The organism is Acinetobacter sp. CFCC 10889 (assembly GCF_003268395.1).
Taxonomy (GTDB): Bacteria; Pseudomonadota; Gammaproteobacteria; order Pseudomonadales; family Moraxellaceae; genus Acinetobacter.
Genome location: NZ_LQXQ01000001.1, coordinates 1 through 14,838 on the forward strand (window position 1 = coordinate 1; position 14,838 = coordinate 14,838).

A 14,838-nucleotide genomic window follows, 5' to 3' on the forward strand; every position below is an offset into this window, starting at 1 on the left:
CCATTTGCAAGGCGCGGATTGCCCAAGTTGTATAAGCACAAAGAAAAGAAAACCGAAAAAAAACCTAGAATTTTTTTTTAAAAAAGGCTAAAACGGTTCATGGTGATAAATATAACTATTCCCAATCTGTTTATGAAGGCTCACAAAAACCAATTAAAATTATATGTCCCACACATGGCGTATTTGAGCAAATCGTAAATAATCACTTACATGGCCATGGTTGTTCACGCTGTCCAAGAAGAAAACGAGCTACAAAAAAGCCTAATGTTTAAAATTAGGCTTTTTATCATCAGCATTACAAAATCTATTTGTCTATCTTATGCCCTGCGGCTATTTCATCTGGGCTTGCATAGTTTTCACATGTCATGTTTATTTACTCTTTGTTATTACAGCGAAAATCGTCCGATATGCTGTCATAAAAACCACCGATCCATTTTCCATCTTCCTTAATAAATTTAATCTGTTTTTCATGATCCTCTTTGACAAACTCTTTTGCAGATTCTTTAAACTCAGAAGCCATATAATTCAAATGATAAAGAACTGTGTTTTTTTCATCTTGATCTTTAAAACCAAGTTCAGGTACTTGATTAAACAGGTAATTGGCTGAAAGTTTAGGTACTAAAACAAAACATTCAGGGATAGATTTTGCTGCTTGCCATGTTTCCCACAAAAGCTGAGTTGGAGGGAAATAAAATTTTTGATCTATCTCATCCCACTCAAATGGGTTTATTGAAAATTCATATAAATTAAATGAATCCAACTCACTAACCTGAGTTATAAAGTTTTTTCTTTGAATATTCATCACACCGCCTCATCATCTAAAAAAGTAGTTTCAATCCACCACTCTTTATTTTCTTGAAGATACTTTTTATGATCTTCTTCAGTGCCATCCCAAATTTCTAAAGTGATCGAATCAGCAATACATTGACCAGCTTTTGGAAACTGTTTTAAAGCTTCCTTCTTTAAACGATAAACCAATTGCTTACCAATCTTCTGAGATGGCACAGGGTGTAACAAAGTTGAATCTGGTTCTTCAGGAATATTTACAGACCATAGTTTTTCCATCACACCACCTCACACAAACTTTTAATAACGCTTTCAGGTAAATCTATCTTTTCAGCTTCATTTTCAAAGCAGAAAAAAGGGCTTTCGCTATGGATCTCATTGCAGCAAATCATATCGCCTTTAAATTCACGTACACGACCGTAAATTTCGACCTCATCACCATAGGCAGGCACGAATTTCGCCTTAATAATGTCATTTAGATGAATATATTTATCCTGATCACAAGGCTTAGATCTAACGGTATAAGCTCCATCTAAGCCCAAAACTAAAATATCCTGATCTTGGAGAACATTCCCATTACAGACAGGATGATAGTTAAATTTCTCCCACAAACCATTTGCAGGACCAGGTAAACAAGCGACCATTGGGAATGCAGATTTACGCTGATAGATCCAAAGCTCTGCATCGAAAATAATTTCCTGAATTGCTGTATTGGTAGATTTAGTCATCAAGCCACCTCTGTATATCCACAAGATTCTAAATTCCATTTCGACATGTATTCACGCACATGCTTTGGAAAAAAATCATCGCACGACATATCTGTAGGCGTATGCTTTGTTATATTTACAGTCACCCCTTCCAGTGCATCAGCGGGAAAATTCCAAGTAATCCCGCCAACAAGGTTATATCCCACACGTTTAATAACGTATTGCATTTCACCCACTTTATTGAGTTTAAGCTCAATCATATTTGGCTTATGTTTTGTTCCAATAAAAAGACATTTAAGATCAGCCATTGTCTTGCTCCTGTGCTTCTTGTATTGCATCCACCCAACTTTCAGCATCCAACATGTGTTTGATTGCTTTGGTTAGCTTTTCTTGGGCTAAAACTGCATAAGTCTTACAAGTCAGCCCTCTTCTTATTTCATCGTGGCAATTGCGTAATTCAGACAATGCATTTTTAATATCGTTCTGTGCCATTTCAGAACTTTTTTTGATTAATTTACTCACTATCTTGCCCCTCCCCATCAATAGAACAAGAATCAAGATGTAAGCTCATAATTTCAGTACCAACATCATATTTAGAATCACCACAATCTACATCTTGCTGAGTAACAACATGTTCAACGGTATGACCTGATTTAGCCAACACAATGCCATAGCCCACTTGATGAAAATTACCATCACTTCTTGGATCTAACCCTTGATCAGCAAGACGTTCACTAAATGATTCAATTGCACACTCAGCTTCATGTTTTGCTTCAGCTAAGGTGTCGTGAACTTCATAATTTTCACCATCATTGGAAAAATAGCCTTTAACAGCATCACGGCGAACAATCAAAAATTCTTCGTTTTCTACTTGCTGTAACCAACCCCGCGTACAATCTATTAATTCTTTAAAATTAAGCTCTGGTGTCGCTTCACCATTATCACTTTTCAAAGAAAATTGCATGTTATCAACATCAATTTCCTGTTGTTCCAAAACAGCGACCAAGCCATTAATAACCATTTTTGCCACTACCGCATTGGCTGAAAACTTATCCATTTTGCACCTCAAGATTTTTAAAATACTTTCTGATTGATTCAATAATTTGGCGTAACCACTTACGTTCCTGTACCTGTCTAGTTCTTGAAAAATTACTAATCAAATAATCAATGATTTCTGGATCTGTTATAAAATCCTCTACCCTTTCAACCCAATGCCCGCCCCAATAGGCAGTCCATGCATGATCCCAACATTGAATTGTCACCTGTGACCTACATTCGCCATACCAGGCAACAAATAAATTGATTGAATCCACCCCATCTTGCGATGGGATGTGATGGGTTCTGACTTCTTTAATTTGCATCTTACTGCTCTACATGTGGCAATTTAGGCATATACATCCAGTGCTTTACGTCACTACCATAGTTTGCAAAAACTTCATTTTCATCAGCATCAGTAGTCAAATAATCAAATTCTGGATCACAATCATCACCTAAACTAACTAAAACTTTTGTGTCGTATGGTGGTAGTAGAAAACCAACATCAATCCAATTACTTTGATTAACAGCATCAATGATCTTTGGTAAAACACTAATAACATTTGCAACCAATTCAATTGGTTCACCACTCAGCGAATTGGTTACATGGATTTCTTGGGGTGTCATTGGCTGTTCTCCTGACTTGCTTCGATCACCATCTGCCAAATTTCATCAGAATCAATAGCATCAACACTTACAAAACCATCCCAATCACACCCATGATCACCCGTCCAAAGATTAAAAAGAAGCTCATCAAGTTTTTCTTTAAATGATGCTGTTGCTTCTTTCCGCATCAAAACAAACCCTTCAGGGATGGATTTAGCTTCTTGCCACTTTTGACGCTCATAAAGCTCACCAAGTTTCATTGCTTTAGCAACAAGTATTTCTAATTGATCTAATTCACCACACCCAAAACAATGATTCTCAGCCATTGCTTCCGAAATTTGAGTAATTTCACTGTCTAAAGTTTCCGTATCATTGATCGTTACAGCTTCTTGACCAAAAACACTATGAGATTGTGCCAACACTTCTTTTTCAAGTGCCTGTGCAAATTCATACACATAAGCATTTAAATCTGGTTCGCCGTTTACCTGGTCTTTCAGCTTAAATCCGCTTGCAAGTGCCAACTCTTTAATTTTTGAAATTTCCATTTCTTATTTTCTCCGTGCCTTAAAAGTTCTTGCACTCGCCAATCGACCTTGCATTTCGGAAATATGTGCAGCCTGTTTTTTGATTTCTCTGGTTTTTTCCCTTAGATTTCGCTCACTTTCGCTTAGCTTCTGGGTCAATTCTGCAATCAACTTAGAATTTTTTAATTTTTCATCTTCTAAATCACTGAGATAAGATAACTGTACTGATTGCTCACCCGATGCAATTAGACTCATCCGAACTTTAACTAACGTCAGATACTTAACCGTACCAACGATCTGATCTTTAATTAATTTCTGAACTGCTTCGGAATGTTTGCAATATTCTTCTAAGCGCAAACTTGCTTCAGCATAGATTTCCTTTAATTCATCAAAACTCAATGAATTAATATCAACCTTGCCACGTTTTTTAACCACAATTTTTGGCTTAGAACTTGGTTGGGTGTAATCCACTAAGCCCGCTTGATTGTCGTACCATCCATTGACCATTATTTGATACTCCATTCACCATTACACCAACCATCTTCATAATCGACACTTGGTTTTTCCACTTGAACGGCGACACACTGAACATCAGACCAATTCATATTGTTTGCAGCCCAATCATGAATTTCATATTGTTCAGACTCAAACAAAGGCAAGGTATCATCACGCAAACTTTCTGCTATATTCCCCTCATATTCTTTAATGGCGTAATAAGCAGCACGGTGACGGGCAATAAATTCAACAGGTACAGCCCATTGGCTTTCATCTGACATGGTTACAACCAGGCATTTACTAAATAACGGATGCTCGACTACTTCTTCACAGCTCTCTAAGCCGTTTTGATTTTCATTGTGTTCATTTTCTTTTTTCCATTGCTCACATGCAGCAGCTTCACTTTCCGCTTCAATAACTTGATTTTTTTGCTCAAGATGCAAAGTTTCGCCGTCCTGATCAACAACACGTTCATCCCACGTTAATTTAAATTTTTTCATCACGATTTCCTTTTTAAAAATTGATTTACTTCACACCAACGATGCAAAAGGCACGGCGAATGGCATCATCTTTTGAGTACGCTTTTTGATTAACTTGGCATTGCTGCATATTGGCTTGTGGGATCTTTTCGACTGCTACAGATTTTTCACCACCGTAACTAAAAGTAATAACCAAAACCAAATAAACCGTACTAATCATGATGGTAGAACCTCCATCGAATGACGTTTAAAGAATGCCTTTACCTCATCAACTGAACGAGTGACGATTTCAAATTCTGTTTTAGGGATATAGCAACGCACCACCTCATCCAATTCAGTGATGTAGCGAATAGCTTTGGCGCAATCATCGAATTGAAGTAATGGCTGATCAAACCACGCTTGGTTGTAAAACATTTCTTTTTTATGTTCTTCAGTAGAACCATTCCAACAAACAACAAAAACATTGTCATGGCGACTTTTAAAGCGTGGCTCATTAGGTCCATAAGATGAAAAATTTAAATCATTTTTAATACGGCGCACGGCTTTGTATGCTATTTCTTCTGATTCAGCGGGCAATAGAACAATTTCATCCTCATCATCATGACCACATTGAACAGCCCATTTTTTTTCAGGCTGATCTAATAATGGCATCAATAAAACAAAGGCATCACTATATTCACTATATTTAAAATCAATAAATGCTGCCGTTTCTGTACCAGTTGGATAAATAGATCCTCTCGAAACACCTAGTATTTTCGCCATTTCATTCACCATATTTAAATACTTGGTATCAAAATACGGATAAGCACTTAATTCTATTTTTTCAGGTTTGCTGACAACAACCTTTTGCCAATCTGTAAAATTATTCCAGTTCTGAATAAAAGCTTCGTATGCACCATAATGATTTTTAATCTCTAATAAGCCTTTCTGCTCCGTAACATCAAAACTCAACTCACAATAATAGCTGTCAAATTTTTCAACTTTTTTAGAAAGCTTTCTATATGCGGCAATGGGATATAAACCTTAAATTCAGGATCTATATCTAATTTTGAACAAAATAAAATATGACCATTCGCTGCAATGATATGACCTTTTTCAATTGCTAAAACTTCGAGATTTGGACGTAAAAAATTATCTCTTGAAATTGCCAACGAAGCAGCTTTTAACAATGCAATTGGTATTAAATGTTTTTGTATTTCCATGATTTACACCTGTGGTTTTGAATCTAAAATTTGCTGCAAGCGAAGTTGTTCAACGTCATAGACGAATCGCTTGCCTTCGTACTCATAAATTTCTTTTTTCATCCTTAAATACTCAATAAAAGAATATTTAAGAATAATACACGTTATTTATTCCAAAAAGAACAATAAATATTCTTTTTATTCTAAAAATATTCCATCATGATTTAACACTCAAGTTCTTTTAAATTTAAAACTGTTGATAACTTTTAAACATAAATCTATTATCTTTATTATTAATAGTGAAATGTCAAAAAAATTAGACAACATAAAAACATAATTTAATTATATATCAATAACTTAACTAAAAAATCAAGCACTTTTTTATTGTCTATTTTTTTAGAATGAAAAATTGGATTATTAGCTAATTTTGAATTTAAACTTTTAATTATTGTTGCGACTTATCAACATTAACGATTGATCACAATAATAACAAAGCAACATTAATTAAAAGTATCACGCCCATGACAATACCAATCACATGATGACATTTAATGGCGTGAATAACGCACCTTATCTATTTAATGTTTTCGAGAATTTAGTGCTGAATTAGGGAAATTTTTTGTCTAATTTTTTTCTAAAAAACCTTATATGTCGTAAAGAAATGCTAAATTTATTAGACGATGATAAAACAACATTTTTATAAATATCAGTTATTTATATATTTAAATCAATATTTAAATGTCAAAAAAAATAGTTGACACTGTTCTTTTAATTAAGTAGAGTGATTTCCGAATAACAATAGCTGTTCTAAGTATTGATCATAAAATCGAAAATTAGGTATCTGCATAAATGGAATTACAAAGCTTAGTCATTAATAACACAGCACGTATTGAACAAAATCATGCTGAAAACACGATGACCATTTACGTGGGTGACTCAGCTCAACGCCTTTCAAACATCATTAAAGACTTTCCAGATAATTGCTATGTGAACAAACAAATTACTGGTTGCGGTGGTACTACACTTGTTTTAAGAAATTTAGTTGATTATGTCGTCCTTGTGCCGTATGTGAATCTTTTAAAATCAAAAGTTGCAGACAATAAAGATATTGATTCAATCAATTTAATCATTCGTGGTGGAAAGTGGACTGATAATGATGATGAAATTTCAGAACAGCTTTTAGATAGATCAAAACCCCGCAAAATCATTTGCACATTTGACTCACTACCCGCATTAATGAAAATCAAAGGATTCAATCCCAGTGAATTTAAGCTGCTTGTAGATGAATCACATACTTTAGTCAATCTGGGTTCGTTCAAGGCCCCAAAGTGCGAATTTATCCTACAAAACTATTCAAAGTTTTCTAGTGCTGTTTTCTTGACAGCAACACCAACAAAACGTGAATACTTCCCTGACATGATCAATCATCTACCGCTTTGTACGATTGAATGGGATAACGTCCGTGAAGTTAAATTTAATCTACAACGCTTAGAAAAAGGCGTAAGCATTAACAATGCCCTATTTAACCTATGTTTAAGTTTTTTATTAGGTCGTGAGGAAGGTAACGCCCATATTTTCTATAACTCTGTAACTGAAATCACCAAAGTTATGGAATGGTTAAGTAAAATAATAGGATCTGACGGAAAGCCTGCTTTTAATCGTGATGATATTCGCTTGATCTGTTCTAAATCCCCAAATAATGAAAAAAAATTAGACAATAAACTTGGCGCATGGGGCTTGGTCGATGATGTGGTAGATAACCCAGTAGGTAAATTAAATTTCTATACATCTACCATGTTTGAGGGTGCGGATATTTACGACAAAAAAGGTAAAACATACATCATCATCAACGGACTGCGGGATTATACCAAAATTGATTTTTTTGTTTTGATTCCTCAAATTTGCGGTCGCTTACGTGATAGTGAATACAATGAATCCATCAATATTCTTTTAAGTAATGTACCTGAAGTTGCAAGCTGTACTAAAGATGAATGGCAATCCACTGTATTAACCAAAATTCAAGGTTCAAATGATCTTCTTGAAGCTTTAAATAGCCCCGTAAATAAAGATAAACCCGCTGTTGTGAAAGCTTTACTAGACAGCATAGGCAAAGATCCATATATCTTCTTAAATGACGACACCAAGCAATACTACGTGTCGGACGTTGCCTTAAAATCTGAATTGCAATCTTATGAAGCAATGGAAGCAACTTATGTGGTCCGTGATGTTGAAGGTGTGGACTATCAAGCATCTGGATTTTCAGCATCATTTCGAGATCTATTGAATGATGAATCAAAACAAGTGCAATTCACTAGCCCTATCTCTGGTATGTCCAAGCTATTAAGCGGATACCAAAGCTTCAGTGAAACAATGGAAGAATATGTGACGGCGCGCGAAAAGCCCGATGAACAAATTTATACGCTCATAGATGCCCGTAACCTGGTATTTAGAAAGTATTTTGATTCATTAGGTGCGGATAAGATTAAAGCCCTCAGATATAGAAATAAGGACATTACAGAACTATATGAAGCCGAATTTTCATCACAAGACAATAAAAGGACCATTCAAGCCCGCTTAGCATTAAGGAATGGTGAATTTATCTCTAATGTCGATGCTAAGGAAAAGCTAAAAACAATCTATGAAGCTTTGGAAATTAATAAAGCTGCCAAAGCCAAAGATCTATTTGATTGGTATGACTTAAAAATGACTAAATACAAAGGTGTTAATGGGTTGGTTGTGACTAAGATTAAGTGAATCATAAATATGACTAATCATATTTATGATTAAATAAAAATTAAACCCCGTTAGCATGTGCTTCTATGGCTTCATCTATAGAGTCATATACCTCATGCTCATCTTTAAACTGATTGAGATCTAATAACCCTTTTGATACGGCGTACCGTAAAGGGAAATTATTAAAAATCATATTCTCCTTTTTCACCAGAATTAACATGCCTGCACAATACATCTCGTTTTTAAGTGTAGTCTGATATTTTTCCTGAACATCCATAAAATACGGATCAGCTTCTAGCTTTTGACGCTCTGTATTGATTTCCATAAATGAATGACCATCTTCAGCCATGCATTGCAAAATTTCTTCTATTTCGCTTTGTGCTTCTCGGTATTCATTGTAAGCATCATAATCAACGGTTTTATGACAAGAGAAAGACCGATCCTCTTTAGTAACGTGGTTAAATCTTTCTTTTAACCCCTCTGGGTGAAGATATGTATTCCCTTTTTTAAAGGGACAATCTTTACATGCTTTCTTTAAATTAAATGTATTACACATAACTTACACCTGTTTAAGCCGCACCTTTATATTTTTTCTCATGTTTGAAATTTGCTTCAACTAAAGCCCGCGCAAGTTGCGGGCAGACCGAATTACCAACCATTCGATTTTGTTCTGTTTTGGTTAGATTTACGGTTTGACCGTTTTCATCCATTCCATAGCTAAAAATATAAGAATCGGGAAATCCTTGTGCCTTAAAAAGCTCTACAGGCTGAAGCATACGCAACCCAATATCAATGATTTGATGTGGTACACCTTTAACTGTGACAAGTCCGAATCGTTCTTTAGCTGTCACTGTACGCAATGGGTCAGTCAAACTGTTACCATCTTTTTCATTGCCATAGAATGCAGTCAGAAAGGCTTGAACGGCTGCAAAATGCCCTGCACTGGATGTAATTGTGTGCAAAGGCTCATTTGCATTCTGACCAACACAACCGTTTCTTAATTTAATCAATGTTCCTGTTACAAGGCTGTTATGATCTTTCGCTGTTACAGTGCTAAGAGGATCTTTAATATCATTACCGATAATTCCAGTGTAGTGTTTTGCCATACATCGAGGTGATGACGCATTTGCACATTCAGTCAATATCGGCACACATACACCAAGCGCATGGCCTGAACCACCTGGTCTTTTAATAAAACTGCCTGCCGTAATTGTAGGTAATGGTTTTTGAATATCTTCACCGTGACTATTAAAGCGAAACTTCATCAAAAATGGAGATTGTTTTTCATTAACCACATAAGGCTCATCGCTATTAATGACATATTTGGATAGCCCTGCTGCGACACGGCGTAATGTGGCATCGGCTAAAGGCTTTTTTCGGTCAAAAATACTAGGGCATGGATATGACCAGTCAATACATTCAGCAGCAGTACGCCAAGCTTTCAAAACCCCATTTTGCACCAAGACACTTTTAGGGTCGCCGTGTGTTGGTTCGGGCCATTGAATTTTTAATCCATCCCTACGAGCAATTAAGAAAAAACGCTTACGGATGGTGGGCGAACCATAGTCACATGCTCTTAATTCACGATAATCCACTTGATAGCCTTGACGTTTAAGCGCATTCACAAATGAATTAAAAGTACGTCCTTTATTTTTTGGGCATGGTTTTCCATCTTCACCTAAATCACCCCATGTTTTAAATTCCTCAACATTCTCAAGCATGATAATACGTGGGCGAGTTTTGGCAGCCCAACGTAATGCAACCCATGCCAATCCACGTATCTTCTTTTCTACAGGCTTGCCGCCTTTAGCTTTAGAAAAAATGTTTACAGTCAGGTGAAAGCCATACCAAGCCTACAGGTTGATTACCCGTCACTTGGATCGGATCAATGTCCCATACTGATTCACAATAATGCTTGGTATCAGGATGATTCACTCGATGCATCGCTAAAGCTTTTGGGTCATGGTTGATTGCAACATCTACAGGACGATTAAATGCCTGTTCTAGCCCCGTACTTGTGCCGCCACCGCCCGCAAAATTATCAATGATTAACTCATGTGGAAGTAAGTCAAAAGTCATGCTGTTTTTCCTGTTTAAAAATTTAATATGATAAATCATAAATATGATTATATGATTATATGATTATATGATTATATGATTATATGATTATATGATTATATGATTCAAGGCGATCTTCAAATTTCTTTCAATCTCTCTAATTGCCTGACGTACAGCGGTTATCCCGTATTTTAGAATGGAATAACGTTTATCTTTTTTTGCATTGCATAACTGACGCAAGGCAAACGGTGTAATCCCCATGCGCTGTGCAAGTGCTATTTGTCGCCCTTGTTTTTTACTCATCCATTTTTTCATGAAGCGCAACAAATCAATCGCCCGCTTTTCATCACGTTCAATTTTGAATTGCTGCACTTTGATCCGATCCATTTCAAGCAATGAAAGACCATATACTGAGATACGACTCCATAGCGTTTGACGCTTTGTATTTAAACGCCGTGCCAACTCTGATAAACGTCCTCTACGCTTTCCGACCCACTTTTCAAGCGTGATATGAAATTTAAGCCGATACCCCAACATTTAAAAAAACTCAATTTCATTAGCTTGGGCTGTGCGATACCCCTCCCAATCACAATTCACAACGATAATTCGATTCTTTTCTGCAAAGCGGTCCTTAGCCCGTGCGCCTATAATTTCTTGTAATTGATCAAATGGTACGTTTGAAGTAATGACAGTGGGCAAGCGGCGTTTATATCGCTCATCAATGATCATCATATAAGCTTCAAATAAATGCTCACTTTGCGACACACTGCCAATGTCATCAATGCACAAAAACGGCACTTTGATTAACTTGGCCATAAGTGCTTTATATGTGGATTCACTATCTTTACGCCATGTTGCATAAATTTCAGCATTGAGTTTTGCTTCAGTGATAAATAAGCATTTGTATGTGGCATTAAACGTTATATCGTTCGGATCTAAGCTATCGCATTTCACAGAACGTAAAACAATGTTCTGCATCAAAATACTGGCCATGACCGTTTTACCTGTCCCCATGTTCCCAGTTAAGTAAATATTCTGGTGTCCTTCCGTTGTTTTGGACTCAAACATAGATAAAACATACTGTTTAAAACGATCATAAATACGTGTTTGCTTTTCACTTCTAACAGTTTTTGAAAGCTCTTTAAAAGTACCAAAGCTATTGACGGGCAATTCAGCTTTTCTACATTCCTGTTTTACCCAATCATTCATTTTTGTTTTAAGCTGTTCTGTCATTGCTTCAGTACGGCATTCAGGACATTGAGCATGTTTAGAAATGACTTCAGGTACTTTAACGATCTGATCACCATGCTTTAAACATGAAATAGGCACTTCAACCAAATCAATAAAACCAAAATCCAATTTTTTAACCTGGTTCGCAATCGCTTTTTTAGCTTCTTGCTGTTCACAGTAGGGACAGTTTTTATTTAGCTCACTCTCAAACTTGATATAACCGCCGTGTGTTTCACACTGAAATTCTTCTTTAGCCACATTAACCATTGTATTCATATCAGAACCCATCCAAATCAATTGCAGCTTGTTGTGCGATTTTTTGCAGTGCTTCAGCATCGACCTGTTCAGCCTGACTTGATTGAGGCTGAACATGGGTAAAACGGCTAAAATCCTGCTTAGGTTTCGCTTTAGGTGTGTTTTTAGGTGCTTTTGGTAGTTCAGTGAAGCCATTTGCTCTCAAACGGGCAATATGGGCGTTTTGCCCCGCTTTTGAGGTGTGAATTTTGTTGAGAAATACAATGAAATTTAATAATCGTTTATGAGGGGTTAAATTTTTATATTGAGAATGATTTAAATTGAAATCAAGTAAGTAACTGTCTAATTGTGCTTGTGTTGAAACAACATTAGATAACATCGACATATTCAATCTTGCTTTCACAATAGGATCATCAATTTTTAAAGGAAAACGATTTATGATTTCCTGTTTTTCAATTTTTTTCTGTTCTTCGCTATTACTAATGGTACTTCTTGAATCATCGTAATTATTAGTGTTGCTTTCCCCGTTGACGGAAAACCCGCTTGCGGTTAATTCATTTTCAGTATAAAAAGTCATGGATTCATCCTGGTAATCTACATTGAAATCAAAACCTAATTGAGCATCTTCTAATTGCTCTTTTTGCTGCTCTGTTGCTGCTTTGGCATCACCAAGTTCTAGCGATGGTTGCAATTGTTCTGGGCTTTCAAAGATTTGATAAATGACTTCGCCAAACTGACCATTTTCACTTTTTAATTGTGTGCGTTTGACATAGCCCAGTGATTCAAGACGCTTCAGCATATTGCGTATAGCATCTCGCCCATCTTTGCCACGTTTTGCCAATGCTTCAATACAAACACGATGATGATTGCTCCAACTCAACAAGTAAGTGAGCAATCCAAGATCAGAAAATTTTTCAATATTTTTGTCACGCATAACCTTGTTTGAGATGACACAATAGGGATTTTCCTTGTTATGTTGATCTCTAAACACAGTTACACGTTTTGCAGCATTTTCTAACTGCAAAGCAATAGATAGATCCGTCATTCTGCTTTCCTGAAAATAAAAATTTAAAAATAAAAAATAAAACTTACTTATTTGACTTCATCTAACGTGAAGCAAATATCTTGTGCCAAAATAGATTTTTTAGAAATTTCCTCTAATTTTTCAGCACGGTGCTTAGGTAATGGCAATTGCCCTTTGAGATACTTACAAATACTGGGCTGTTGAACTTCAAGATAAGTTGCTGCTTCAGTTTGATTTTTGAAATAAAGTCCAATTGCTAGATTTAAACGCAATATTTTGTCTATTACTGAATTAGGGTAATGCTTAGCAGTATCATCAATAGAGAAGCGTTCTAATAATTCCACACGCTGCTGATCTGTAAAACTCATAACAGTTAGCATACAAAATATTCCTAATTATCACATGTGGGAATAATATTATAAAAATAGGAATACATTAGCAACTAAAAAGAATCTTTTAGGTTTTTATCAAGTCATAGTCTTTCAATGCTTTTAAGCATAAAATCAAACAAAACACATGCTTAAAAGTATTATTTTTTAAGTGCGTTTATAGACAGTATGTAATTGAGGTAATTATGAATATGCAAAATAATATGACAGTCGGAGATAGATTATCCCGATTATTACAACAGCAGAATATATCACAAGCAGAATTAGCAGACATGTTAGATGTGGAGCAAGGAACTGTTAGTAAAATATGTACAAATAAAACTAAAAAAAGTAAATACTTACTTGAAATTGCTTCAATATTAAACGTAAGTATAGAATGGTTACTTTATGGGGTTGGTGAAAAAGATTCAACGGAAAGCATAATTTCTAATCAAAGCGGTTTGCTACAACAAGCAAATAAATTTATTCTTATTAGAAAGTATGGTGATATAAATTCTAGGGTCGATGAATCACCAGATACAACCCATGATAAGGAAAATAATTTAATGTTTGATAAAGAGCTTTTACCAGAAGGGAAAACGGTTGATGATATTGAATACATCATTGTTCAAGACACAGGTATGGGGAAAATTGCAAATGTTGGCGCAAGAGTAACATTTGATAAAACAAATACTTCAGTGATTTCTGGGAAACTTTATACGATTGAAATTGGAGGGCTGTTACAACCACGCTATCTGTTTTTATTGCCTGATCAACAAGTCAGAATTAGTGCTGAAGATAAAGAAAACTATCCAGATGTAATTGTTAAACTAGATCAATCTAATTTCAAAATATTAGGTAAAGTAATAACAATCACAAATATTGTGAACTAAATTATAACTTATTTAGAATAAAGGCGACTTATGTTGCCTTTTTTATTCCTTATAATTCCCTACAAAATTTAAGAAAAGAAATAAAAATACCTTTTTACCATTTTTTTAACAAAATTTAACCAATTAGAAAGAAAATAAACCAAAAGTGTAATTTCCTTTATATTCTAATAAATTCCCTATTGCTAAATTTAGGAATAATTATTATTCTTTTGGGAATAATTTTGTATTTATAAGGTGATCCTTATGTTTAAAGCACTTTTAGTTTTTTTAACGAAAGATTTTATTAAAAACATCATCATGTTTATTGTGTTCTTTGGTGGCTTAACTTTCGTTCTTTTTCTTACGCTGATCATGTGGGTAGATGCTTCACAAATTGAGGAACAAGGTCGTTTGGATGCAAACGAGAAATACTTTGAAGTGATGAAACGTTAAAAATTTTTAATCATATAATCATATAATCATAT

24 protein-coding genes are annotated in these 14,838 nt (G+C 35.3%); 3 read left to right on the forward strand and 21 right to left on the reverse strand.

The genetic code is table 11. The features are described from left to right. Positions 1-373: 373 nt before the first annotated feature. Genes AVJ19_RS00005 through AVJ19_RS00065 form a run of 14 tightly spaced genes read right to left on the reverse strand, consistent with a single transcriptional unit; the run spans position 374 to position 5,834 of the window. The gene (locus AVJ19_RS00005; protein WP_111857795.1) at positions 374-802 is read right to left on the reverse strand and encodes a hypothetical protein; all 429 of its coding nucleotides are present in this window, start codon (positions 800-802) and stop codon (positions 374-376) included. Beyond that, positions 802-1,065, reverse strand: coding sequence for a hypothetical protein (locus tag AVJ19_RS00010; RefSeq protein ID WP_111857796.1), 264 nt, complete (start codon positions 1,063-1,065; stop codon positions 802-804). Before AVJ19_RS00010 ends, AVJ19_RS00005 begins: the two co-directional genes overlap by 1 nt. Further along, positions 1,065-1,514: a hypothetical protein gene (locus AVJ19_RS00015; protein WP_111857797.1), complete on the reverse strand. Its 450-nt coding sequence runs from the start codon at positions 1,512-1,514 to the stop codon at positions 1,065-1,067. Before AVJ19_RS00015 ends, AVJ19_RS00010 begins: the two co-directional genes overlap by 1 nt. Continuing rightward, positions 1,514-1,801, reverse strand: a complete 288-nt coding sequence (locus tag AVJ19_RS00020) for a hypothetical protein (protein WP_111857798.1) — start codon at positions 1,799-1,801, stop codon at positions 1,514-1,516. The genes AVJ19_RS00015 and AVJ19_RS00020 overlap by 1 nt, the downstream gene beginning before the upstream one ends. After that, complete coding sequence (locus AVJ19_RS00025) at positions 1,794-2,015, reverse strand: hypothetical protein (RefSeq protein WP_111857799.1); 222 nt, start codon at positions 2,013-2,015, stop codon at positions 1,794-1,796. The genes AVJ19_RS00020 and AVJ19_RS00025 overlap by 8 nt, the downstream gene beginning before the upstream one ends. Further along, positions 2,008-2,550 carry a hypothetical protein gene (locus AVJ19_RS00030; protein ID WP_111857800.1) on the reverse strand — a complete coding sequence of 181 codons (543 nt, stop codon included), beginning with the start codon at positions 2,548-2,550 and terminating at the stop codon, positions 2,008-2,010. The genes AVJ19_RS00025 and AVJ19_RS00030 overlap by 8 nt, the downstream gene beginning before the upstream one ends. Continuing rightward, positions 2,543-2,854 carry a hypothetical protein gene (locus AVJ19_RS00035; protein WP_111857801.1) on the reverse strand — a complete coding sequence of 104 codons (312 nt, stop codon included), beginning with the start codon at positions 2,852-2,854 and terminating at the stop codon, positions 2,543-2,545. Before AVJ19_RS00035 ends, AVJ19_RS00030 begins: the two co-directional genes overlap by 8 nt. A gap of 1 nt (position 2,855) precedes the next feature. Next, positions 2,856-3,155: a hypothetical protein gene (locus AVJ19_RS00040; protein ID WP_111857802.1), complete on the reverse strand. Its 300-nt coding sequence runs from the start codon at positions 3,153-3,155 to the stop codon at positions 2,856-2,858. Continuing rightward, complete coding sequence (locus AVJ19_RS00045; protein ID WP_111857803.1) at positions 3,152-3,679, reverse strand: hypothetical protein; 528 nt, start codon at positions 3,677-3,679, stop codon at positions 3,152-3,154. Before AVJ19_RS00045 ends, AVJ19_RS00040 begins: the two co-directional genes overlap by 4 nt. A gap of 3 nt (positions 3,680-3,682) precedes the next feature. Continuing rightward, a complete protein-coding gene (locus tag AVJ19_RS00050) occupies positions 3,683-4,180 on the reverse strand; it encodes a hypothetical protein (RefSeq protein ID WP_162626503.1) in 498 nt (165 codons plus the stop codon). Then, positions 4,165-4,653 (reverse strand): hypothetical protein, encoded by a 489-nt coding sequence (locus AVJ19_RS22310; protein WP_213067179.1) that lies wholly within the window; start codon positions 4,651-4,653, stop codon positions 4,165-4,167. The genes AVJ19_RS00050 and AVJ19_RS22310 overlap by 16 nt, the downstream gene beginning before the upstream one ends. 25 nt (positions 4,654-4,678) lie before the next feature. After that, on the reverse strand, positions 4,679-4,852 hold the full coding sequence (locus tag AVJ19_RS21960; RefSeq protein WP_162626504.1) for a hypothetical protein: 174 nt from the start codon (positions 4,850-4,852) through the stop codon (positions 4,679-4,681). Further along, on the reverse strand, positions 4,849-5,583 hold the full coding sequence (locus tag AVJ19_RS00060; RefSeq protein ID WP_111857805.1) for a hypothetical protein: 735 nt from the start codon (positions 5,581-5,583) through the stop codon (positions 4,849-4,851). The genes AVJ19_RS21960 and AVJ19_RS00060 overlap by 4 nt, the downstream gene beginning before the upstream one ends. Next, positions 5,580-5,834: a hypothetical protein gene (locus tag AVJ19_RS00065; RefSeq protein WP_111857806.1), complete on the reverse strand. Its 255-nt coding sequence runs from the start codon at positions 5,832-5,834 to the stop codon at positions 5,580-5,582. Before AVJ19_RS00065 ends, AVJ19_RS00060 begins: the two co-directional genes overlap by 4 nt. 828 nt (positions 5,835-6,662) lie before the next feature. Between AVJ19_RS00065 and AVJ19_RS00070 the strand changes: the two genes are divergently transcribed. Next, positions 6,663-8,567 (forward strand): DEAD/DEAH box helicase family protein, encoded by a 1,905-nt coding sequence (locus tag AVJ19_RS00070; protein ID WP_111857807.1) that lies wholly within the window; start codon positions 6,663-6,665, stop codon positions 8,565-8,567. Between the two features lie 40 nt (positions 8,568-8,607). On the opposite strand, the gene AVJ19_RS00075 is transcribed toward AVJ19_RS00070, so the two are convergent. The 7 genes from AVJ19_RS00075 to AVJ19_RS00095 form a co-directional block, all read right to left on the reverse strand. After that, entirely contained in the window at positions 8,608-9,102 is a 495-nt protein-coding gene (locus AVJ19_RS00075) for a hypothetical protein (RefSeq protein WP_111857808.1), read from the reverse strand. Positions 9,103-9,115: 13 nt separating this feature from the next. Continuing rightward, positions 9,116-10,318, reverse strand: a complete 1,203-nt coding sequence (locus AVJ19_RS00080; protein ID WP_416240560.1) for a DNA cytosine methyltransferase — start codon at positions 10,316-10,318, stop codon at positions 9,116-9,118. Positions 10,319-10,358: 40 nt separating this feature from the next. Further along, positions 10,359-10,625 carry a hypothetical protein gene (locus tag AVJ19_RS22840; protein WP_416240561.1) on the reverse strand — a complete coding sequence of 89 codons (267 nt, stop codon included), beginning with the start codon at positions 10,623-10,625 and terminating at the stop codon, positions 10,359-10,361. An 87-nt stretch (positions 10,626-10,712) separates the two neighbouring features. Continuing rightward, on the reverse strand, positions 10,713-11,141 hold the full coding sequence (locus AVJ19_RS00085; RefSeq protein WP_111857809.1) for a hypothetical protein: 429 nt from the start codon (positions 11,139-11,141) through the stop codon (positions 10,713-10,715). After that, positions 11,142-12,110, reverse strand: coding sequence for an ATP-binding protein (locus tag AVJ19_RS00090; protein WP_162626505.1), 969 nt, complete (start codon positions 12,108-12,110; stop codon positions 11,142-11,144). Between the two features lies 1 nt (position 12,111). Further along, the gene (locus AVJ19_RS21965) at positions 12,112-13,134 is read right to left on the reverse strand and encodes a hypothetical protein (protein ID WP_162626506.1); all 1,023 of its coding nucleotides are present in this window, start codon (positions 13,132-13,134) and stop codon (positions 12,112-12,114) included. A 47-nt stretch (positions 13,135-13,181) separates the two neighbouring features. After that, positions 13,182-13,493, reverse strand: coding sequence for a hypothetical protein (locus AVJ19_RS00095; protein ID WP_111857811.1), 312 nt, complete (start codon positions 13,491-13,493; stop codon positions 13,182-13,184). A 194-nt stretch (positions 13,494-13,687) separates the two neighbouring features. Between AVJ19_RS00095 and AVJ19_RS00100 the strand changes: the two genes are divergently transcribed. Continuing rightward, complete coding sequence (locus AVJ19_RS00100; RefSeq protein ID WP_111857812.1) at positions 13,688-14,374, forward strand: helix-turn-helix domain-containing protein; 687 nt, start codon at positions 13,688-13,690, stop codon at positions 14,372-14,374. Between the two features lie 243 nt (positions 14,375-14,617). Next, entirely contained in the window at positions 14,618-14,806 is a 189-nt protein-coding gene (locus AVJ19_RS00105) for a hypothetical protein (protein ID WP_111857813.1), read from the forward strand. Positions 14,807-14,838 lie beyond the last annotated feature (32 nt).